25 protein-coding genes are annotated in these 22,793 nt (G+C 33.7%); 18 read left to right on the top strand and 7 right to left on the bottom strand.

Annotation, left to right across the window (positions count from 1 at the left end; all coding sequences use genetic code 11):
• Positions 1-22 precede the first annotated feature (22 nt).
• On the top strand, positions 23-655 hold the full coding sequence (trmB, locus tag F8154_RS02540) for a tRNA (guanosine(46)-N7)-methyltransferase TrmB (protein WP_151860024.1): 633 nt from the start codon (positions 23-25) through the stop codon (positions 653-655).
• Here trmB and F8154_RS02535 read toward each other — a convergent pair.
• A complete protein-coding gene (locus F8154_RS02535) occupies positions 652-858 on the bottom strand; it encodes a hypothetical protein (RefSeq protein ID WP_151860023.1) in 207 nt (68 codons plus the stop codon). The genes trmB and F8154_RS02535 overlap by 4 nt on opposite strands.
• Before the next feature lie 304 nt (positions 859-1,162).
• On the opposite strand from F8154_RS02535, the gene F8154_RS02530 reads away from it, so the two are divergent.
• Complete coding sequence (locus tag F8154_RS02530) at positions 1,163-1,663, top strand: hypothetical protein (RefSeq protein WP_151860022.1); 501 nt, start codon at positions 1,163-1,165, stop codon at positions 1,661-1,663.
• Positions 1,664-1,670: 7 nt separating this feature from the next.
• Here F8154_RS02530 and F8154_RS02525 read toward each other — a convergent pair whose 3' ends face one another.
• Both F8154_RS02525 and F8154_RS02520 read right to left on the bottom strand, forming a co-directional pair.
• The gene (locus F8154_RS02525) at positions 1,671-2,033 is read right to left on the bottom strand and encodes a hypothetical protein (protein ID WP_151860021.1); all 363 of its coding nucleotides are present in this window, start codon (positions 2,031-2,033) and stop codon (positions 1,671-1,673) included.
• A gap of 102 nt (positions 2,034-2,135) precedes the next feature.
• Positions 2,136-2,963: a DegV family protein gene (locus F8154_RS02520; protein WP_151860020.1), complete on the bottom strand. Its 828-nt coding sequence runs from the start codon at positions 2,961-2,963 to the stop codon at positions 2,136-2,138.
• Between the two features lie 474 nt (positions 2,964-3,437).
• On the opposite strand from F8154_RS02520, the gene F8154_RS02515 reads away from it, so the two are divergent.
• The 4 genes from F8154_RS02515 to panD are packed head-to-tail and all read left to right on the top strand — an operon-like array spanning position 3,438 to position 6,386.
• Positions 3,438-4,310: a Rossmann-like and DUF2520 domain-containing protein gene (locus tag F8154_RS02515; RefSeq protein WP_151860019.1), complete on the top strand. Its 873-nt coding sequence runs from the start codon at positions 3,438-3,440 to the stop codon at positions 4,308-4,310.
• Positions 4,307-5,137 (top strand): 3-methyl-2-oxobutanoate hydroxymethyltransferase, encoded by an 831-nt coding sequence (gene panB, locus F8154_RS02510; RefSeq protein WP_151860018.1) that lies wholly within the window; start codon positions 4,307-4,309, stop codon positions 5,135-5,137. The genes F8154_RS02515 and panB overlap by 4 nt, the downstream gene beginning before the upstream one ends.
• A gap of 13 nt (positions 5,138-5,150) precedes the next feature.
• The gene (gene panC, locus F8154_RS02505) at positions 5,151-5,999 is read left to right on the top strand and encodes a pantoate--beta-alanine ligase (RefSeq protein ID WP_151860017.1); all 849 of its coding nucleotides are present in this window, start codon (positions 5,151-5,153) and stop codon (positions 5,997-5,999) included.
• A gap of 3 nt (positions 6,000-6,002) precedes the next feature.
• Positions 6,003-6,386, top strand: a complete 384-nt coding sequence (panD, locus tag F8154_RS02500; protein WP_151860016.1) for an aspartate 1-decarboxylase — start codon at positions 6,003-6,005, stop codon at positions 6,384-6,386.
• A gap of 21 nt (positions 6,387-6,407) precedes the next feature.
• Here panD and F8154_RS02495 read toward each other — a convergent pair whose 3' ends face one another.
• Entirely contained in the window at positions 6,408-7,733 is a 1,326-nt protein-coding gene (locus tag F8154_RS02495; protein WP_151860015.1) for a helix-turn-helix domain-containing protein, read from the bottom strand.
• 318 nt (positions 7,734-8,051) lie between these two features.
• Between F8154_RS02495 and F8154_RS02490 the strand changes: the two genes are divergently transcribed.
• The 7 genes from F8154_RS02490 (at position 8,052) to F8154_RS02460 (ending at position 12,088) form a co-directional block, all read left to right on the top strand.
• Complete coding sequence (locus F8154_RS02490) at positions 8,052-8,717, top strand: CoA transferase subunit A (RefSeq protein ID WP_151860014.1); 666 nt, start codon at positions 8,052-8,054, stop codon at positions 8,715-8,717.
• Entirely contained in the window at positions 8,704-9,354 is a 651-nt protein-coding gene (locus F8154_RS02485) for a 3-oxoacid CoA-transferase subunit B (RefSeq protein ID WP_151860013.1), read from the top strand. Before F8154_RS02490 ends, F8154_RS02485 begins: the two co-directional genes overlap by 14 nt.
• Before the next feature lie 85 nt (positions 9,355-9,439).
• Positions 9,440-9,700, top strand: coding sequence for a YkuS family protein (locus F8154_RS02480; protein ID WP_151860012.1), 261 nt, complete (start codon positions 9,440-9,442; stop codon positions 9,698-9,700).
• Positions 9,701-9,868: 168 nt separating this feature from the next.
• Entirely contained in the window at positions 9,869-10,894 is a 1,026-nt protein-coding gene (locus F8154_RS02475) for a molybdopterin-binding protein (protein ID WP_151860011.1), read from the top strand.
• Between the two features lie 56 nt (positions 10,895-10,950).
• Entirely contained in the window at positions 10,951-11,364 is a 414-nt protein-coding gene (locus F8154_RS02470; RefSeq protein ID WP_151860010.1) for a DUF1893 domain-containing protein, read from the top strand.
• 27 nt (positions 11,365-11,391) lie between these two features.
• Positions 11,392-11,694: a hypothetical protein gene (locus F8154_RS02465; protein WP_151860009.1), complete on the top strand. Its 303-nt coding sequence runs from the start codon at positions 11,392-11,394 to the stop codon at positions 11,692-11,694.
• Positions 11,695-11,728: 34 nt separating this feature from the next.
• A complete protein-coding gene (locus F8154_RS02460) occupies positions 11,729-12,088 on the top strand; it encodes an Asp23/Gls24 family envelope stress response protein (protein WP_243141137.1) in 360 nt (119 codons plus the stop codon).
• A 74-nt stretch (positions 12,089-12,162) separates the two neighbouring features.
• Here F8154_RS02460 and F8154_RS02455 read toward each other — a convergent pair whose 3' ends face one another.
• Positions 12,163-12,669, bottom strand: coding sequence for a hypothetical protein (locus F8154_RS02455; protein WP_151860008.1), 507 nt, complete (start codon positions 12,667-12,669; stop codon positions 12,163-12,165).
• Positions 12,670-12,790: 121 nt separating this feature from the next.
• Positions 12,791-13,018, bottom strand: coding sequence for an acyl carrier protein (gene acpP / locus F8154_RS02450; RefSeq protein ID WP_151860007.1), 228 nt, complete (start codon positions 13,016-13,018; stop codon positions 12,791-12,793).
• Between the two features lie 475 nt (positions 13,019-13,493).
• On the opposite strand from acpP, the gene F8154_RS02445 reads away from it, so the two are divergent.
• From F8154_RS02445 to F8154_RS02430, 4 genes are all read left to right on the top strand, one after another.
• A complete protein-coding gene (locus F8154_RS02445) occupies positions 13,494-15,110 on the top strand; it encodes a Na/Pi cotransporter family protein (RefSeq protein WP_151860006.1) in 1,617 nt (538 codons plus the stop codon).
• A gap of 144 nt (positions 15,111-15,254) precedes the next feature.
• Positions 15,255-16,082: a cyanophycinase gene (locus tag F8154_RS02440; protein ID WP_151860005.1), complete on the top strand. Its 828-nt coding sequence runs from the start codon at positions 15,255-15,257 to the stop codon at positions 16,080-16,082.
• A gap of 1 nt (position 16,083) precedes the next feature.
• The gene (cphA, locus tag F8154_RS02435) at positions 16,084-18,738 is read left to right on the top strand and encodes a cyanophycin synthetase (RefSeq protein ID WP_151860004.1); all 2,655 of its coding nucleotides are present in this window, start codon (positions 16,084-16,086) and stop codon (positions 18,736-18,738) included.
• Positions 18,739-18,920: 182 nt separating this feature from the next.
• The gene (locus F8154_RS02430; RefSeq protein WP_151860003.1) at positions 18,921-19,649 is read left to right on the top strand and encodes an HAD family hydrolase; all 729 of its coding nucleotides are present in this window, start codon (positions 18,921-18,923) and stop codon (positions 19,647-19,649) included.
• 48 nt (positions 19,650-19,697) lie between these two features.
• On the opposite strand, the gene F8154_RS02425 is transcribed toward F8154_RS02430, so the two are convergent.
• On the bottom strand, positions 19,698-20,735 hold the full coding sequence (locus tag F8154_RS02425) for an FAD:protein FMN transferase (protein ID WP_243141136.1): 1,038 nt from the start codon (positions 20,733-20,735) through the stop codon (positions 19,698-19,700).
• A gap of 289 nt (positions 20,736-21,024) precedes the next feature.
• Here F8154_RS02425 and F8154_RS02420 point away from each other — a divergent pair, with 289 nt between their 5' ends.
• Positions 21,025-22,752, top strand: a complete 1,728-nt coding sequence (locus F8154_RS02420; protein ID WP_151860001.1) for an FMN-binding protein — start codon at positions 21,025-21,027, stop codon at positions 22,750-22,752.
• The last annotated feature ends 41 nt before the right edge of the window (positions 22,753-22,793 follow it).

Raw genomic sequence — 22,793 nt, 5'->3', positions numbered from 1 at the left:
CATACAGTGGGAGGTGTTTTTTATGCGTGTCCGAAATATTCCAGGGGTTGAAGGCTTACTATTGGAATACTCTTTTTTTGTTAGTAATCCCTGTAGCTACATTAATAAATGGAATGATTACTTTAACAATGATAATAAAATACATATAGAGCTTGGCATAGGTAAAGGCAAGTTCATAACCACATTAGCAAGGCAAAACAAGGATATAAATTACATAGGTATAGAAAAATCTAAGGAATTATTATACAAGGTAGCAAAAGAAGTAGAGGGTAAAGGCTTTAATAACCTTTGCTTAACTAATTTTAATGGTGAGATAATTAATGAAGTTTTTGGAGAAGAAGAGATAGAAAGGATATACTTGAATTTTAGTGATCCATGGCCTAAAAAAAGACATGAAAAACGCAGGTTAACCCATGGAGACTTCTTGAAAAAGTATCATGCTATATTAAAAAAGGGGGGAGAGATACATTTTAAGACAGATAGTCTTGAACTATTTGAATTTTCATTAATACAGTTAAAAAACAGCAATTACATTATAAAAAGTGTCAGCTACGATTTATATAAGGATACTGTTAATAATGTTTCAACCGAATATGAAGAAAAGTTTGTTAAGCAAGGAAAAAGAATTAATAAATATGTAGCCATAAAGCCTTAGGCAGATTTAACTGCATTTATTGTGTTTTCAACCTCCGATAAAAGACACACAATATTATCAAAGGCAAAATTAGATTTAAGAAGCTTTAACTTAATACACTCGAATTCATGACATAATGAATTGAAATGTTCGCAATTGAAATGTCTGTTTTCAAGGGTTGATTTGATTTCCTGTAATCGTATTACAGCCTTAAGTGTACTCAATAATATCGACTCCTTATTTATAACGGAGGCGTTACTAATACTTCCCCTCTATAGGGGAAGGAAAGTGTAGCTAGCCTCTTATATGTTTTTTTATTATATTTACTATAATACTAGAAATTATACTTCAATAAGTTAAATAATACACTATGGTTAGTTAAGATTTATTAATTATTAGTTAATTATTTCCTAAATATATTTAATAATTTCAAATAGTTATAAGAAATCCATAGTATTGCAGGAATACTAAGGTATATTGTCGAAATCCTAGATAGGCTTTATGGGGGCAATAATAGGGGGATAGCATATGGAAAAATGTGTATATAAAGGTTTAAACAATAGTAAAACCAGTAGGGTTAAAGATTTCAATAAAGGTCAGCTAAAATCATTGGAGCCAATGTCCTTAATATCGAAAACAGAAATAAATCCATTAGGCTTTTATGACTTAAAGCATACCCATTTTATAGTTGACTCTACAGAAGGTGTTTGCTTTTATTTTATATGTAACGGAGAAAATGATATAGATTGGATACTTGAAGATATAAGCTATGATGTTATAGCAAGTAAAGATAAGCTTCAATTAACGTTTTTGGCTGGAATAAAGGAGACTAGCTTTATATTTAAGCTTAATAATGTAAAATCAGTTAATAGTATAACCAAGCTAATTGGACAGGATATATTCTTAATTTATTATTTAATGGAGCAGGATAATAACTACTGCTATTTAGGCTTTCAAGAAGCAAAGATAGAGGATAACATAAAAAAACAGATATTAAACCATATAACCTACAGTTTAAAATCTGTTTAATAAAATTTTACTGCTGAAGGTATGACTTAACTATTATTTCTCCAACACCTACAATAATAATGTTGCTAATCCCCCATAATATGCTTTCCAGTGAGCCTTCAACTTTTTTTTCCTTCTCCTCCCGTAATACCTCAGTTATATTTGAATGATCTACTAATCTATTACTCTTCTTTAGATTTATTGGAGCAAAAAAGCTAATAACACCAAAAACAATTATAAAGGATGATATTATTATATTAAATTGTAGCACATAATCCCACGGTCCTTGACTCCTTATTAGACTATAGATAATAGCGATTATAGAGATTAGCACAATACTACTAATGGAAAATTTCAATATTTTTTTCGCATGTTTTAATTTATTTGTCATTGATCCACGCTCCACACTTAATAATTGTACTTATTATTAACATTATAGTACAAGAATTTATAGGAAACAATCTATTTATTCTTACTAACATAGTATTTAATATTAATACCTAAACAATACACCAACAGCTTTAGGGCCAAGATGAGCACCAATTACAGGACCAAGAACTTGAATATCAACTTTTGCACTGGGAAATTTGTACATTAGTAGCTCTTTTATTTCCAGAGCCTCATCCAAAGCATAAATATGACAAATATTAATAACGGTTGCCTGATTTGGAATATTCTCTATTATCTTTGCTAGGGCCTTTTTTTTACCTCTAACCTTATCAACAGAAACTAGCTTACCTTCTTTTAATGCAATAATAGGTTTTATATTTAAAAGGTTTCCTAATAATGCCCCTGTATTAGATAATCTACCGCCCCTTTTTAAATAGTCCAGTGTGCCTACGGTTAATAGGATACCCATTTTCTTTTTTTCTTCTTCTAGCCTGATAACAATTTCTTTTCTTGAAAAACCTTCATCTATCATTACAAGTGCAATATCAATTAACTCCTTTAGGTTTGCTGCAGTTGTCAAGGAATCAACTACTGATATGCTTTCTTTACCTACTATATCTGTAGCAGTAATAGCGCTGGTATATGTGCCACTAAGCTTAGAAGAGATGGTAATAGCTATAACTTCCTTTTCTTCCTTTAACGCCTCTTGAAAGACTTCAACAAAAGCACCTGCAGAGGGCTGAGATGTAGTTGGAAAATCCTTCGATGTAGCTAATCTTTCAAAGAAATCATCAAACTCACCAGGAAAGCCTTCATTTGATACAGTGCCCTCGAAGTTTACTGATAATGGTACCACCTTAATATCATTTTTCTTTGCAAATTCTTTACTTAAATATGCAGTGCTATCTGTAACAATTTGTATTTTTCCCATAAAATCAGCTCCTTATGTATAATTAGTATAAGAATATAATACCAGGTACTAATACCTATTGTAAAGTATTTTAAAATAACAATCAATACCATATTTTAAAGAAAATTTAGTTCATGCGAAGTTTTTACTCCACCTGAACTCTAGTAGTACTTATTTTGATGCTATGGGGTACTTATCTCCCCTTAAAAGCAGAAGACCTAGTAAGGCCACTGATATAAAGCTTGTATGTAAAATAACCTTGTGATAAACTAAGCTTAAGGATAGCATCATTATAATGAGCTATACCATAATAAAAATAAAATTAGTTTCTGCTCAAAGCCGTGGGGTCTGAGACAGAGGTAGACAGCTTATTTAATATGCACCTTTTTGTTACCTCAAAAAGGTTTTTTATGTTTGTATGCCTTTTTCTGTGATACCTAAATCTCATGGAAAAAGGCTTTATTATATTGTAGAAGTATTAGAGGAGGGTAAAAAATGAGAATAGGCTTTATTGGTGGAGGTAAGGTGGGAAGGAGCTTCGGGAAATATTTAGTTGATAATGGGTTTAATGTAATGGGCTATTATAGTAGAAGCTATAGCTCAGCAGTAGCAAGTGCCAATTATACTGATAGTAAACCTTTTGAAATGCTTCACCAGCTAATAGACACTGTAGGTATTATATTTGTTACAACCCCCGATGATGCTTTACAGTCCATTTGTAATGAAATAAGTAACACCAGAAAATTAAGAAGGGATCATCTTTTGGTACACATGAGCGGAGCCCACAGTTCAGAAGTATTCAATAATGCAAAAAAGTTTGGTTGCAGTATATATTCCCTTCATCCGCTTCAAGCCTTTGCCAATATAGATGTGGCTGTAGAAAACCTTAAAAATACAGTCTTTAGTATAGAAGGAGACGAAGAAAATCTTGATAAGCTAGTTAATATTATGAAGCTTTGCGGTAATCAATATTTTATTTTAGATGGAAAAAACAAACCCTTGTATCACGCAGCTGCCTGTGTAGTCTCTAACTATTTAGTAACACTTATGGATCTTTCAATAAAAATGCTAAAGGCCGCCGATATTAATGAAATTGAAGGCTTTAAGGCAATGTATCCTCTAATTATTGGCAGTCTTAATAATGTCAAGGATTTTGGTACAGTAGAAGCTCTAACAGGTCCAATAGCACGTGGAGATGTGAATACCATTAGAAAGCATCTTGATGTAATGAAGGTAAAAGCACCTAACGAAGCTTTGTTTTATAAGAGGCTAGGTGAAGAAACTACAAAATTAGCTAATGAAAAAAAGCTAAAGGATAAGAAAATAGTCGATTGTCTAAATACCTTATGGAAAGAGGAGATTATATGAGGAAATTTACCACTGCATCATTTGCCAAAAGCAAAGGGGAGGGGCATGTAATTTCAATGCTAACTGCATATGATTATTCAACTGCTAAGCTGATAGACGAAGCTGGAGTAGATAGTATTCTAGTAGGTGACTCCCTCGGTATGGTTGTATTAGGGTACGAGAATACTCTACAGGTAACAGTTGATGACATAATTCATCATACTAAGGCAGTTTCAAGAGGTGCTAAAAATGCTTTAGTTATTGCTGACATGCCATTTTTATCCTACCATGTAAGTATAGAGGATACTATTAAAAATGCAGGTAGAATGATTCAAGAGGCCAATGCTCAAGCAGTTAAGCTTGAGGGAGGAAAAGAGGTTATTGACAAAATAAATGCTCTTGTAAAGGCACAGATACCTGTAATTGGTCATTTAGGCTTAACACCACAATCTGTAAATATGATGGGGGGCTTTAAAGTTCAAGGTAAAGACGAGGGGCAGGCAAGAAAAATATTAGAGGATGCTAAGCTACTTCAGGAGACAGGAGTATTTGCAATTGTTCTAGAGTGTGTTCCAGAAAAATTAGCAAAAATAATAACTGAGGGACTAGAAATACCAACAATAGGTATAGGTGCAGGTAAGTATTGCGATGGTCAGGTTCTAGTAACACAGGACATGCTGGGTATGTTTAGTGACTTTACTCCAAAATTCGCAAAAAAATATTGTGATGTTGGAGTAAATATTAAGCAAGCTGTTCTTCAGTTCTGTGAAGAAATACAGGCTGGTAAATTTCCAGAAGAAAAGCATACCTTTTCAATTAAAGAAGAAATATTAAAAAAATTATACTAAAGGTGATGGATTAATGAAGACAATTAAAACCGTAAAAGAAATGAAAGAAATTGTAGACTCCTATAAAGCAAGCTTTAATAAAACCATAGGATTAGTTCCCACCATGGGTTATCTTCATGATGGTCACCTATCTCTTATTAAAAGAGCTAGAGAAGAAAACCATATAGTTATTGTAAGTGTTTTTGTAAATCCAACTCAATTTGGTGTAAATGAAGATTATGAAATATATCCTAAAGACATTAAAAGAGATAAGGAATTAGCAGAGGCTGCAGGTGCAGACTACATGTTTCATCCTACTGTAGAAGAAATGTATCCTACTGGACATAAAACCTATGTTGAAGTACTGGATATAACTGATAAGCTTTGTGGAGCTTCAAGGCCAGGACACTTTAAAGGAGTTACAACCATTGTTAATAAGCTTTTCCAAATAGTTGAACCCAACCGTGCATACTTCGGTTTAAAGGATGCACAGCAGGTGGCTGTAGTACAGCAAATGGTTAGGGACTTATTTCTTAACACAGAAATAGTTCCATGCCCAATAGTTAGGGAACCAGATGGCTTAGCCATGAGCTCAAGAAATATTTTACTGAGTCCAGAAGATAGACAAGCTGCACTAATACTTTCTAAGGGTCTTATGGAGGCTAAAAAAATAGTTGACTGTGGAGAAAAAAATGTTTTTACTATTAAGGAAAAAATTATAAAAATTATAAGTCAAGAGCCTACTGTAAATATTGACTATATAGAGATGTTACAATTTCCTACCTTAGAAGCTGTTAGTATTATAGGGGGTAAGGTATTAATAGCAATTGCAGCAAAAGTAGGAAATGTCCGACTAATCGATAATATAATTATGGAGGAATAAACAATGATGTTAAATTTTTTTAAGTCAAAGCTTCACAGAGGAACAGTTACAGAAGCTAACCTTAACTATGTAGGAAGTGTAACAATTGATGAAAACCTGCTAAAGGAGGCCAATATTTATCCTAATGAAAAGGTGCAAATAGTTAATAATAACAACGGGGCAAGATTTGAAACCTATGTCATAAAGGGTGAAGCAGGAAGTGGAGTAATATGCTTAAATGGTGCAGCAGCAAGGCTAGTTCAACCAGGAGATAAGGTTATAATAATTGCCTATTGCTGGTTGAATGAGGAGGAAGCCAGTACCTTTAAGCCAAAGGTACTAATATTAGACGAAAATAACAATATTGAAGATATTGTCTATGAAGAAAAACATGGCAATAGGAGATGATTATAATCATCTCCTAAAACTTTAAAATATAGATAAATTACGTATCATTTCATTATATTGATAAAACTTATCGGCATTCTGTGTAATGTAGTATAGCTCCGTATAATAGGAGTAAAGCTGCTGTAGCTTTACCCTTATTATAATTGCTTTGCCTAGAATAATAGCTTCTGCCTTTTTTAAGTAGGCCTCTGCTAAGGATACACCTTCACCTATTTTCATGTAAATAGAAGCCTTCAAAAAGAAAACATCTATTAACCCTTCGTTGTTGGATATAACTTCACATATTCCCTTAGCCTCCTGCAACACTATTAAAGCTCCATTATATTGCTTCATTTCTATATGATATTCTGCTAAAGCCACATATATTTTAGGTACCAGAGTAGGAATTATACCATCCTTAAGCTTCATGGCCCTTTTAATATATAATAAAGAATTTTTATAATTAGAATCTTGTCTATAAAAAATTGATAGCTTTAAATATAACAGTGCGAGGGTATTTGTGCTAAAACTATCTCTTCTGTTAAGTAACATACTGAAAATATCTTCAGCCCCTTTGCTGTTCCCGATTTCACTATAAATACTTGCTTCTATTATTAACAACTCATCATATGTATTTGAGCTTAATCTATTTTCATTTAGCATCATATACTTACTTATATATTTTAATGAAGTATTATACTGCTTTGCTTCATAATAGCTTAAAACCAAATTAAACAAAGCCATCATTCTTATTTCCCTGCAACACTTGTTAATAGTAGCAATTTCGTAGGACTTTTGAAAAAAGTATACCGCTTTATCAATAAATAATTCCGTAAAATAGCATTTACCCAGTAGGTTATAAAGGGAAGAAATTTCCTCATGGTTTTCTTCATTACTGTAAACACAAATGGCCTCCTGAAAGCTTTCCCTAGCATTATCATACTGATGTGTATTATAATAGAGCTTCCCCTTTAAAACATGCAATTTAGGTAGGTATTCATTTAATTTCCATAGCTCTATAATTTTTGTGGTATTCTCAATACATTCCATTGTATAATGGTAGTTAGAAAAGGCTGATTCTAAAATAAGCTTATCAACTCTTATTAACTCATAGTTAGCAAAGTATTTTGCTTGATCCACTTCTGTTTCCATTAAGTATTCAACTGTTATGGGTTTATCAAAACTATTACTGTACTTATTAAGCTTTTGTACTATTATGTTTGCTGTATCAAACGTCAGTCCTCTTTTACCGTTTTCAATCATGCTTATAAGGCTACGGGTAATTTTATGTGAGGCTAAATCCTCCTGCTTTAGACCGATCATTTTTCTTAGTCTTTTGATTTTTTCCCCCTGTGAAATTATTTCCAAAATGCATTCCCCCTTTATACCTTAATTAATTGCCTACAAAAAAGTAACAATGTAAACGGATAAATAAATGCAAAATGTGACAAAATATGAAATAATTTACTAAGACAGTATAGCAAATTATGTATTTATTTTCAATAAATTAACACATAAATATATAAAAAAATATATATTTATTAAAAAATTTACAAGCATTTTACATATTTTATACATATTATTAAATTGATTCTAAAGATATATAATATTTTTTTGGCAAAGTTTTTACAGGAAATATTTATTTTTTAGAGAAATACTACCTATGTAGAAAGGGAGGGTTATTGAATGGAAAAAGTTATTTCTATGGAAAGGGTATATGAACAGCTTAAAGATGGTATGACTTTAATGATTGGTGGGTTTTTGACCAATGGTACTCCAGAAGGCTTAATAGACTGTTTAATTAAAAGAAATGTAAAGGATTTAACTATTATATGTAATGATACTGGGTTTCCCGATAGAGGAATTGGTAAGCTTATAGTAAACAAGCAGGTTAAGAAGGTAATTACATCTCATATTGGTACTAACCCTGAAACAGGAAGGCAAATGAACGAAGGTGAATTAGAGGTTTTATTGGTGCCTCAAGGAACCTTAGTAGAACAAATAAGGGCTGCAGGAGCAGGGTTAGGGGGAATTTTAACTCCAACCGGTATAGGTACAATTGTTGAGGAGGGTAAGCAAAAAATTGAAGTTAAAGGGAAAACATATTTGCTGGAACTCCCCATTAAAGCCGATATAGCTCTAATTAAAGGAAGTATTGTGGATACAAAGGGTAATGTATGGTATAACAAATCTACAAGAAATTTCAACCCAATAATGGCAACAGCAGCTGATATAGTAATTGTTGAAGCTGAAAAGATAGTGGAAGCTGGAGAAATTGAAGGTAGTAACGTAGTTACACCATCAGTATTTGTTAATTATATAGTAGGGGGTGAAGTAATTGGAAGATTTTAGACAGAGAATAGCTAGTAGGGTAGCTAAGGAACTAAAGGATGGAGATGTGGTTAATCTAGGTATAGGTATGCCAACAATGGTGGCAAACTACATTTCAGAGGATATTGAAGTAATACTTCAATCGGAAAATGGATTTATAGGAATGGGTCCAATAGCTAAAGAGGATGAAATTGATAAGGATTTAGTAAATGCTGGTGGAGTTCACGTTACGGCAAGAAAAGGGGCTACTTTTTTCGATAGTGCTACATCATTTGCAATTATTAGAGGTGGACATGTGGATATAACAGTTTTGGGAGCCTTACAGGTTGATGAAAAGGGGAATTTAGCCAATTGGATGATACCAGGTAAGCGTGTACCAGGCATGGGTGGAGCAATGGACTTGGTTGTAGGGGCGAAAAAAGTTATTGTATCAATGGAGCATACGGCAAAGGGAAAGGCTAAAATCTTAAAAAACTGCAATCTTCCACTAACAGCTAAGGGTCAGGTGAATTTAATAGTAACTGAAATGGGTGTTATGGAGGTAACAGATAAAGGATTATTGCTAAAGGAAATTGCCCCTAATATTAGTGTTGAAGATGTAGTTAATGCAACTGAAGCTAGCTTAATTATCTCTCCCAACCTAAAAGTAATGGAATAATATAATAAATTAAATTATAAAAAAACAACTACTGGTAATACTATTTTTAAGAATTAATAGTCTAATAATAATTTGGAGGGATTCTATGAAAAAAAAGGTAGTTGTTGAAAATACACTTGAGGACGTAAAAAACTATTATACTAAACATGGCTACAATGTTAACTCCTTATACTTTAATGACAATATTAATGATATAAACTTAGATGAGTATGATGCAATAGTAGTTAATAGCATAAATAATCTTAACATAGCAAGTAATGTAAAGGATAGTGGAAAGGTTGTAGAAGCTATGGGTTTAGCTCCCCATCAGGTATTTGAAAAAATGCATGAAAGAACTAGAAGATAGATTACTAGTAAAATTTAATTACAATTAATATAAAGGCTCATTTGAGTCTTTTTTTGCTTGCATTTTAATAAAAATATAGACCTTTATTATTATGGTGACTATATGTGGTATAATTATAAAAAAACTTAGTTTATTTACAATAATTCATATTAGAATAGGAGAGTATGTATGAAGGCAATACCCACAGTAGAAGCTATTGGCAAGGTTATAGCCCATGATTTAACAGAAATAAGACCAGGAGAGTTTAAAGGAGCTGCATTTAAAAAAGGACATGTTATTTCAAAAAAGGATATAGAGCATTTGCTAAGAATAGGTAAGGAGCATATTTATGTTATTGAGCTTAAAGAAGATGAGTTACATGAGGATGATGCAGCAGTCTCAATAGGAGAGCTTATTTGTGGAGAAGGTGTATATTTTACAGAACCAAGTGAGGGAAAAATAAATATAAAGGCTGAATATAATGGTTTATTGAAAATAGATAGAAGACTTTTAGATGAAGTAAATGATCTAGGTGAAGTTTGCCTTGCAACAATTCATGGGAATGTAAATATTCAAAAGGATGGATTAATTGGTGGCTTCAGAGTAATACCTCTAATTATTTCTAAGAGAAAGCTACAAGCAATAAATGATATATTGTCTACCTCTAATAAGCCGATGCTAAGGGTTAAGCCCTTTAAACAGTTGAAGGCTGCAATAATTGTAACTGGTGGTGAGGTTTATAGGGGCTTAATAGAAGATAAATTTGGACCTGTAGTAAAAAGCAAGCTGAATAAATATAATTGTGAAGTGATTATGAATACAATTGTACCAGATGATATAGATGAAATTAAGGAAGCTATCCTTGAAGCAAAAACGATGGGAGCTGAGTTTATAGTAGTTACTGGCGGAATGTCAGTAGACCCCGACGACAAAACACCAGGAGCAATTAAAGCTACAGGTGCTGAAATTATAGCCTATGGAACCCCTGTATTACCAGGCTCTATGCTTTTGGTTTCATACTTAGATCACATACCAGTAATGGGGTTACCTGGCTGTGTTATGTTTTCACATACTACTGCCTTTGACATTTTACTGCCTAGGGTTTTTGCTGGTGAAGCAATTGAAAGAAGAGATATTACTGGCTTGGGATATGGTGGACAATGCTTAAAATGTAAAGAATGTAGCTTTCCTATTTGTCATTTTGGAAAGGTATAACATAGTTTAGTATTAATAATGAATACATACTAATTAAGTGTGGAGGGGGAGATATCATGCTAGAACTTGAGTTAGCTAAAAGAGAGCTGATGAAGGGTAACTTTTCTTGTGTGTTAGTAAAGGATGGAGAGGTTTGCTACACCTCTGTAGAAAAGGGAATAAAACCATTAATGCTACCTTTAATTCATGATAAAAGCATTTTTCAAAATATGGTGCTGGCTGATAAAGTGATTGGAAAAGCAGCAGCTTTACTAATAGTTTTTAGTAGTATTCAAATGGTTTTTGCAGAAACTATCAGTAGCGAAGCTAAAAAGATTTTCGAGGAAAATAATATTATGTATGAGTATGAAGAAGAAGTACCTTATATATATAATCGGGTTAAGTCGGATATGTGTCCAATTGAAAAGCTAGTTAAGAATACTAATAATCCTCAAGAGGCCTTTCAATTGATTAAGGAATTCTTACTATAATTCTATGTATTATGGAGGGTTTACAAGATGCGTTGTAAAAGTAGAAGACAAAATACAGCTGAAATAAAATGCCCTATGTGTAAAAGGCTAGGAGAAGCTATACACTATTTGGTGGTTAAAACAGTAGTAAAAAAAGAAGTAGAGGCAATGGTAATAAATGAAGAATATTATACATGTCGCAACAATGATTGCCAAGTAATAATTTATAACCATGATCACAATAGAGTTTTCTTAATTCAAGATATAAATCTATCGGCAGACTTTAATGGAGTCACTAAAGACTCTACAAAAACCTGTGGGGGTAGCTGTGGTAATGGGTGCCAGAAATAGTAATATATAAGATAATATTAAGTGGAGGGATATTATGTCAAAAAACTCAATGGAATTACAAGGTCAACAGGGTAAAATTAAAATAGCCAGTGATGTAATTATGGTAATTACAAAGAAGGCAGTTGAAGAAGTAGAAGGGATTGTTTCATTTACTGGTGGCATATCAAAGGGAGCTTCAGCCCATATTGGAAAAGATAATCCAAGAAAGGCGGTTAATGTTGCCAATGAAAAGAAAAATGTAATAATAAATCTTTCAGTAGTCATTAAATATGGAGACATTATTCCTGAAGTAGTTAAAGAGGTTCAAGAGAAGGTAAAAACAGCAATAGAGGCTATGACAGAAATCCATGTTGAAACAGTAAACATTTTTGTACAGGATGTAAAAATAAACTAAGCTATTGCTATGTCTTAAGAGGCAGCTTACCTATACCTCAACAGCTAAATCAGGGCCAGTAAGTGACCCTGACCTTAACAGTCCTCATGATGTGAGTTGTAATCGCAATACATCATTTTGTTCCTATATGCTTCAGCCTTATTAATTGAAGCTAAGTACATGTGCATATAATACATTTTCTCCATATGTTCCTGCATAAGAGTATCATACTCCTCTATACCCTGAGGTGGTGGACAGGGCATACAACCCATGCCAGGCATAGCACCATGCATCATGCCGGGCATAGCCCCATGCATTATGCCGGGCATAGCCCCATGCATCATGCCGGGCATAGCCCCATGCATCATGCCAGGCATAGCACCATGCATCATACCAGGCATAGCACCATGCATCATACCAGGCATAGCACCTTGCATCATGCCAGGCATAGTGCCATACATCATGTCGGGCATAGCACCCATCATATTAGGTGGCATCATACCAACGTCACCCATAGGTGGCATGCAGGGAAAACTTCCATATCCTCCATCTTCACCTGATGGATATTTCATATCATTTCCGTTTTGCTTACTTACATCCATGTGTAAACCTCCTTACTTATTAAAAAATATGTCTCATATATAAAGTATGTTATAAATTGAATATGGTAATATGTCCATGCAAAAAATAAAAAAAGTGCTAATTAATATAGCACTTTTTCATTTATTTATTGCTTTCTACATAATCAACAATATCGCCAATGTTTTTAAAGGCTTCTGCTTCCTCATCTGGTATTTCAACGCCAAATTCATCCTCAATTGCCATAATAATTTCTACTGCATCTAATGAATCTGCATCCAGATCATTTATTAGCGATGTTGTTCTTTCTATAGAATCAGCATCATCAATTCCAAGTTGTTCAGCAATTATACTACGGACTTTTTCAAACATTTTAAGTACTCCTCCTCAATATTATTATAGGCAAAATTTCAATTTTAGAATAACATAAATTTATTTAATTGTATATCCCTAATTTATAAAGAAAACTTAGTTTGGATGTAGTTTTAACTCCACCTGAACTCTAGTAACCCTTATTTCGAAGCTTGGCGCCACTTATCTCTCCCTTATGAATCGGGAGTGTTAGTAACACCGCAGAGATAAATAAATATTCTAAGAACAGGCTTTTAATTTAACCGACTTTTACAGATTTGATGTTAACATTTTGTAAAATACATGTTAAAATAATTAACGAAGGATTTAAAAATATATAACATACTATTTTAAATAAGTAATAGTAATATTAATAGTTAGCACTTATTTAGAAGCTTGGCGGCACTTATATATTCCCTATGAATCGGGAGTGTTGGTAACGCCGCTGAGATAAGTTGTACTTAATAGATAGTATAGTTATTTCGGAGGTATGCAAATGGATATAATTTTTGGCTTATTAGGTGGACTTGGACTATTCTTATATGGTATGAATGTTATGAGTAATGGACTACAAAAAGCAGCAGGGGATAAGTTAAAATCAATTATAAGCATACTAACAAGCAACCGTTTTATGGCAGTTATTGTAGGCGCTGTTGTTACAATGATAGTTCAAAGTAGTAGTGCTACAACTGTTATGGTGGTAGGCTTTGTTAATGCAGGTATGATGAAGCTTACACAGGCTGTGGGTATTATAATGGGAGCAAATATTGGTACAACTATTACAGCCCAAATTATTACCTTTAAAATTGAAAAATTTGCTCCAATTATAGTTGGTATTGCAGTTGGAATTTGGATTTTTACAGAGAATAGAAAGCTAAAGCAAATTGCAGAGGCCTTCATTGGCTTTGGTATACTTTTTATTGGTATGAGGTTTATGGGAGATTCACTTAGACCCTTGAGAGAGGCAGAAGCCTTCAGAGATCTACTTGTAGGTTTTGGTAACACTCCTATTTTGGGTATATTAGCAGGTTTTGCCATTACAGTAGCAGTACAAAGCAGTTCAGCCTCTACAAGTATTCTATTAGCTTTAGCAATGGAAGGACTTATTCCAATACAATCAGGTCTACCTGTTTTATTTGGAATCAATATGGGTACAACTGTAACGGCTATTTTATCAAGTATTGGCGCCAATAAAACAGCTAAAAGGGCTGCGGCATTCCACTTTTTGTTTAATGCTATTGGAACCTTAATATTTATATTATTACTACAAGAACCTGTATATAGAGTAATTACAGCTTTAAATCCTGATAATGTACCTCGACAAATTGCAAATGCCCACACAATATTCAATATTACTAACACATTAATTCTACTTCCTTTTGCTGGGATTATGGTATCATTTGTTAAACGTATAATACCTGGAGAGGAAGATACAAATAAAGGTATTAAATACATAGATGATCGTATTCTTGAAACTCCATCAATTGCACTAGCTAGTGGAATAAAAGAAGCTTTGCACATGGGAAATAATGCAAGAGAGAGTTTGGAAGCATCTTTAAAGGGCTTTTTTGAAGGCAATCAAAAAAAAGTAAATGAATCATTGGAGATTGAAAAAGCAATAAATGAACTCGAAAGTGAGATATCTACATATTTAGTAAAATTGTCAAACACAAATATTTCAAATAGAAATCGTGAAATTGTAGATGGTTTGTTCCATACTGTTAATGATATAGAGAGAGTAGGTGATCATGCGGAAAACATTGCAGAACTGGCTCAATACAAGATAGATAATAATTTAGAGTTTTCGGAGGTAGCTATTGCTGAATTAGAAGAGATGTCTGAAACAGTAACGAGAGGATATAAAGATTCATTAACAGCTATGAAAAATCTTGATGGCAGCTTGGCTATGAAGGTTATTGAATTAGAGGGTAAAATAGATGTGATGGAAAAAATTCTAAGGGTAAATCATATAAACAGATTAAATAATCATCAATGTAATCCTAGTTCTGGTATAGTATTCCTTGATATTATAAGTAACTTGGAAAGAATATCTGACCATTCAGCGAATATTGCTATGTCAGTTTTAGATGAGATAAAAGCAAAAAACAAATAATAACTATCCATAAAATACCGTGAAGTCCTTCACGGTTTTTTTTTATCCTAATTTTAGACAGTATAAATTTGTTCAGTAAAAACTTGAATATTTCAATGGCTTAAGGAAAAAATATTAATAGTTTTATTGTGGAAGGAGCTATTTATGGCTATTAAAGAGAAAACTCGACTCATAATTATTGGTGGAGGAGAAGATAAAAAAGCTAACAAAGATATTTTAAAAGAGGTGGTTCATCTAGCAGGCGGTAAACAATCTAAAATTGCAATAATTACTACTGCCACAAATTATCCTTTAGAGGTAGGGGAGGAGTATAAAAGATTATTCTATGACCTTGATGCAGAAAGGGTAGAAACAATAAATATAATTAATAGAAAAGAAGCAAATAGAAGACAAATATCAGAAGAGCTAAAAGAAATGACCTGTGTATTTTTCGTAGGTGGTGACCAACTAAGGATTTCTAGTATATTAGGAGGAACCGTCTTTCATTGTCATGTTCTTGAAGCTGTAAAGAATGGAGTAATAGTTGCAGGTACCAGTGCCGGAGCATCAATGATGAGTGAAGTCATGGTGGTGGAAGGGGAAGAAGAAGATGCACCAAGAAAATGCACAATAAAAATGGCCCCAGGTATGGGTTTTTTAGATGAAGTAATAATAGATCAACATTTTAATCAAAGAGGTAGAATTGGAAGGCTATTGGGTGCAGTTGCACAAAATCCAGTTAGCTTAGGGATAGGTATTGATGAAGATACTGCCATGATTGTAAATAATCAAAATGAGATAAGAGTTATAGGGTCTGGTGTAATTACAATTGTTGATGGAAGGGATATAGATTATACCAATATATCTGAGCAGCACCCAGATGACCCGCTAGTAATAACCAATGTAAAGCTACACATACTACCAACTGGCTATGGATTTAATCTGAAAGCTAGAAACCCAATACTTCAATTGGATAAAAACGAGGAGGTATAAAATGAAGCTAATAAGTGCAAGGGTATATTCAGGTATAAGCATTTATAGCTATTGGCCTGTTATACGAATGGATATAGACCTAGAAGAGTATGTAAATATACCCTCCTGCGATATAGAAGGCTTTAATAATAAATTATTAAGCTTGTTACCAGGCTTAAAAAACCATAAATGTAGTAGAAATTATGAAGGGGGATTTTTAGACAGGCTAAACAGAGGAACATATCTAGCCCATATATTAGAGCATGTTGCTTTAGAGCTTCAGACAATGTTAGGCTATAATGTGAAGTTTGGTAAAACAAGATACTTAGAAAATGAAACAGTATACTGTATTGTATTTTCATACATTAATGAAACAGCAGGGTATGAAGCAGGCTTACTGGCATTTGATGTTTTAAAAAGCATTTTAAATGACAAAGAAATAGACTTAAACCATAGATTAGAGAAAATTAAGAATAATGTTCAAGAAAAAGGGTTAGGTATCAGTACTGCTGCTATCATTGATGAAGCTAGCAAAAGAGGTATTCCTAGTTTACGCATTGGAGACAATAGCCTAGTCCAGCTTGGCTATGGTAAATATTCAAGAAGAATTCAAGCCACCATAACGGATGCAACAAGCTGTATAGCAGTGGATACAGCAAGTGATAAAGAGCTTACTAAAGAAATATTAAAATCTATAAATATACCTGTACCACCAGGAAGAACAGTATTATCCAGTAATGAAGCAATAATGGTGGCTGAAGAAATAGGGTACCCTGTTGTTGTCAAGCCCTTTAATGGAAATCAAGGCAAGGGGGTATCAATAGAGCTACAAAGTAGGCAGGAGGTACAGCGGGCATATGATATAGCCCAAGCATATAGTAAAAGAGCTTTGGTGGAAAAATATATCCCAGGTAAACACTATAGGGTTGTAGTAGTAGATAATAGGGTAGTAGCAGTTTCTCAAAGAATAGCTACCCATGTGATAGGGAATGGTGTGAATACAATAGAAGAGCTGATACAATTTGAAAATAAAAGCCCAAACAGAGGCTTTGGACATGAAAAGCCATTAACAAAAATTGAAATTGATGATGTTATGATGATGTTTTTAGAAATAAGGAAAAAAAGCTTAAAGGATATTCCTAGTAAAGGGGAGGTTGTCTTTTTAAGGGAGAATGCCAATTTAAGCACTGGTGGTATTGCTGTTGATGTTACTGACGAAATCAATGAAAGCAACAAGACGCTTATTATTAATGCAGTAAGGGCAATAGGATTAGATATAGCAGGAGTAGATATTATAACTGAAGATATATCTAAGCCTATAGTAATGACAGGTGGCACAATAATTGAAATAAATGCATGCCCAGGGATTCGTATGCACCATTTTCCCTCAATTGGAAAAAGTAGAAACGTTGCAAATTCAATAGTAGACATGTTGTTCCCAGATGGGACAAACCACTCAATACCAATAACATCCATTACTGGAACCAATGGAAAAACCACAACAACTAGAATGATATCAAGTATTTTGAGAAAAAATGGCATGACTGTAGGCATGACCAGTACAGGTGGAGTTTATATCAATGACAAGCTAATTATACAAGGAGATACCACTGGACCCCAAAGTGCAAAGATTGTATTAATGGATAAAGAAGTAGAGGTGGCGGTTTTAGAAACCGCAAGGGGAGGAATTGTAAACAAAGGCTTAGGCTATAAAGAGGCTGATATTGGAATAATCACAAACATAGGAGATGACCATTTAGGGCTAGATGGAATAAACACCCTTGAGGAGATGGCAGATGTAAAAGCACTAATTGTAGAGGCTGTAAAGCCAGATGGGTATGCAGTACTAAATGCTGATGATCCCTACACCCAAAGAATAATAGCAAATGTAAGGTGTGAAGTAATACTATTCGGTGAGTCTTCCAACAGCCCCTTAATTAAAAGGCATATGTCTGTTGGTGGGAAAGCTGTATTTATAAAAAAAGATAGTATATGCTTATTTGACGGTAAAAGCAACATTCCAATAATAGATGTTAATAGTATTCCTGCAACCTTTGGCGGTGCTTTAAAGCATAATATTGAAAACAGTATGGCTGCCATTGCTGGTGCATATTCCTTAGGAGTAGATATATCAATAATAGCTGAAGCATTAAAAGAGTTTAATACAGATAATAAACATAATCCAGGTAGGTTTAATGTTTTCAATGTTAAAGATTTTAAGGTAATTATTGATTATGGCCACAACATTGACGGATATTATAAGGTTTTAGAGGGCTTAAAGAAGCTTAAGCTTGGTCGCCTTATAGGAGTTATAGGTGTTCCAGGAGATAGACCCGACATAAGCATATTAAAAATTGGAGAAATATCAGGTAAATACTTCGATTATGCCTATATAAAGGAGGATCAAGACCTACGAGGCAGAGGGGCAGAGGAGGTTGCAAAAATCCTTAAAAAGGGATGTGCTTTAGGTGGACTAAGGGAGGATCAAATGGAGATAGAATGCAATGAGGTTAAAGCATTAAAGAAAGCAATGGATTATGGAAAGGCTGGAGACATAATAATTGTTTTTTATGAGAATTACCAGCCTTTAGTTGATTTAATCAATTCCTATAGCCCTAATGAAATAGCTCCACAAGAAATAACAAATGAAATAACTAAGCTTGTGGCTAAAGCATAATAAAAACTGATAAGATTTATTCTTATCAGTTTTTATACATAAAACCTAACATCCTATGGAGCTTAGCGGCATCTAACAATATCAGACCAACGGTAAATATGTATACTGGTAATAATCTTTATGTTTTACACCATAAATATAGTGTATAATTATATAAATACTAAGTCTTTGGGGGTTAGGTTATGGATAATATTGGTGTTTTTATAGACATAGATGGTACACTATATAGAAATTCCCTTATGCTGGAGCATTTTCAGAAGCTAATTAGATACGAAATAATTGATCCTGCCATATGGTATAGGGATGCAAAAAAATCCTTTCTCAACTGGGATCAAAGAAAAGGATATTATGAAGACTACTTAATAGAGGTAGCAGCAATCTATCTGGAATCAATGAAGGGGTTAAACAGAAAAGAAATAGACTTTATATCTAATCAGGTAATAGAAATGAAGGGTGACAGGGTATATCGCTATACTAGAGAGCAAATTATTTGGCATAAAAAACAGGGGCATAAAATATTCTTTATTTCCGGTAGCCCAGATTATCTGGTGGAGAAGATGGCTGAAAAATATGGAGTAACAGATTTTAAAGGTACGCAATACTTGGTGGATGAAAATAACGTGTTTACTGGAGAAATTGCTCAAATGTGGGATTCCAGTAATAAGCATAATGCAATAACAGAATTTTTACAGCATTACAATTTAAGCTTAGAAAACAGTTATTCATATGGAGACACTAATGGTGACTTTGCAATGCTAAAGCTAGTTGGCAATCCAGTTGCAATTAATCCAGCTAAGGAGCTATTACTAAAAATAAAGGAAGATAAAGAATTAAGTAAAAAGACAACCATTATCGTTGAAAGAAAAGATGTAATTTATAAGCTGAAGCCAGATGTAGAAATTCTTGATTGAAGGTAGGCTTTTTCATAAATTTAAAAGGAGCTTAATAGCTCCTTTATATTAATCCTTTATTGTAAATGAATTATCTCTAATTTCTATAATATCCTTCATTCCAGATGTAACGTATACATCCCTATCCTTTGTAATTAATGCTGCTTCAACATTTTCAAGGGACTCAACAAAATCCAGACCCTTCTCTAATCCCATTACAAACACAGCAGTAGATAGAATATCTCCTTCAATACAAGAGTCTGAAACAATTGTTACACTTACAAGCTGGTTAACAGTTGGATAGCCAGTTTCGGGGTCAATAATATGATGATACCGTACTCCATCTTCAATAAAATAACGCTCATAGTCCCCAGAGCTTACAATTGATTGGTTAGCTATAGGTATACGTGCAACAGCATTGTTTTCACCAATAAAGGGATTTTGAATACCAACGTACCACGGCTCTCCATTGGCTTTATTACCAATTACGTAAATATCTCCTCCTAGTTCAATAAAACCATGCTTAACACCGTTGTCCAATAAAGTTTTGGCTGCTTCATCCACTGCATAGCCCTTAGCTATACCGCCTAAATCCATCAACATGTTGGCATCCTTAATATAAACAGTAGCATCAGTAACCTCTAGTGAGTTAATATCAATATGATTTTTAGCCTCTTGAATTTCCTCCATTATAGGCACCTTTTGCCATTCCTTACCTATTCCCCATAATTCTATGAGTGATCCTAAAACAATATTAAAGGCACCGTCAGTAATACTCTCATATTCTCTTCCTATATCTATTACCTTTATAGTTTCGGTACTAACCTCTACTGGAGCTTTTCCTGCATTTTTATTAATATTATATACATCACTACCCACAACAGTAGTACTCATCAAGGCCTCAATTTTACCAACACGGTCATATGCCTTTCTAAAGCTTTTTTCCGCTTTGTCTTCAGTGGTCTCGAAAATCATAATCCTACCCCTTATACCACCGAGAACATATTCATCTTTTTGGAATGGAAGAAGCTCCTTTTCACCACAGGCAGTTAAAAGCACTAAAGCTATTAGTATTAATATAATGGTCTTTGCTACACCCTTAGTCATAGACATACACTCCCTATACACATTATAAAGATAATTCTCAAAAGATATCTATATAATAATATTACATTTTGTTGAAATTTTTATTAATTATATCAACTTGTCAACAAAATGTAAAGAAACATACATTATTGGGGTTTGCTATAGTGAAGATAATATTATATAATAATTATTATTAAGAAAATTATAGTCATATTGCTAAATAAATACATAAGAATTTTGTGCCTGTTGTTAATTTAACAACATATATATTTAAAAGTGTTGTTAATAAAATAAAAAGGGAGGAATTTTAATGAGAAAGATTTTTGCAGTGATTTTGGTTATTGCACTGACAATACCATTATCCTTGAGCTCTTTTGCAGCAACAGCAGAAGGTACTCAAGAGTTTAAGGGTGTAGTTGTATTAAATAACCAAGAAAAAGTTCTTAATACCTCACCATTACTAGTTGACGAGGTCGTTTATCTTCCAATTAGAGAAATGGCTGAATCAAAGGGTCTGTATGTCCATTATGATGCTGATAGTCATAGTGCGTTTTTATTGGACAGCAAAGATCAAGTTGATGACATTAAAACAGGTAACCGTGGCACTGAGATGAAGGTTTACAGAAACAATAACTTAAATTATTTCAGCAAAGTTCTTATAGTAGGTAGATCATCCTATGCACCTGCCCATGAGGTAGCTACAATATTAGGATACGATTACCATCAAGCTCCAATAAGTAAAAACGTTTTCCTATACGAAGGAGATAGACCCTCAGGTGAAATCTACAGAAATGGAACGTTTTTAGGGACATCTGACGCATCCTCAAAGAGCTTAAATCACGTAGAAATTACTATTGAAAATGATGTAATTGTATACGCAAATGTCTTCGGACAAAGTTCAACAGGTGCCTTAAAGGATGCAAACTACCCATGGGATGCTTATCACGAAGCAACAGCTATATATAATGAAAAAATTGTTGAGACAAATGGAGAGTTTGCAGATATTATTACAGGTGCAACTGGCTCTTGTGAAGGCTATAAGCAAGCGCTTGAAAGAGGGTTACAGAAGGCACTTATCGAGCCAACTAATACTAATACATATTTTGATGGTACCTTCTTAGGTATATCAGATGAAGGTAAAGGTATTTCAGTAGCTTGGGTAACTATAGAAAAGGACAAAATTGTAGAGGTAGAGCTTAAAGACGCGAAAGCTAACGAAGAGACAGGAAGATATGAGTTCAAGGGAGAGGATTACCCTTGGCCACAATATCATGAAGCAGTAAAGGAATTGCCAGCTAAGTTTATTGAAGCTAATGGATCGGATATAGATGTTTACACTGGCGCAACTGGATCAAGTAATAAATGGATGCAAGCTGTAGACAGAGCTTTAGATAGTGCAAGAACAACAAAGCTATATGTAGATGGATATTATAAAGGAGTTTCTGATGCATCCTCAAAAAGCTTTGGAGTAGCTGACATAATAATTGCCAATGATAAAATAGTTTATGCCCATGTTTATGGAGTAAGCAGTACAGGAGTAGCAAAGGGTGATAACTATCCATGGGCTCAATACCACGAAGCTACAGACCTATATAATGAGAAGATAGTAGCAACCAATGGTGAATATGCAGATATTATTACAGGGGCTACAGGTTCAAGTATAGGCTATAAGCAAGCGGTAGATAGAGCATTAGAAAAGGCACTTATTGAAGCAAAAAACTCAAACACATACTTTGATGGAACCTTCATAGGAATATCTGATGAAATGAAGGGAGTATCAGTTGCTTGGGTAACTATAGAAAATGATAAAATAGTTAATGTAGAATTAAAGGATGCTAAAGCTAACCCTGAAACAGGAGCATATGAGTTTAAAGGTGAAGATTATGCTTGGCCCCAGTATCACGAAGCTGTAGAGCAGCTACCTGCAAGATTCATTGAGGCTAACGGCTCTGATATAGATGTTTACACTGGCGCAACTGGCTCAAGTAATAAGTGGAAGCAAGCAGTAGAAAGAGCATTAGAAAGTGCAATGAAATAGTAAAAAGCTTATAAAGCAAAAAAAGGAAAACCAAGTACTTG

The organism is Alkaliphilus pronyensis (assembly GCF_009017275.1).
In the GTDB taxonomy this organism is placed as follows: domain Bacteria; phylum Bacillota; class Clostridia; order Peptostreptococcales; family Natronincolaceae; genus Alkaliphilus_C; species Alkaliphilus_C pronyensis.
This window is presented reverse-complemented; position numbering and strand designations above follow the sequence as displayed.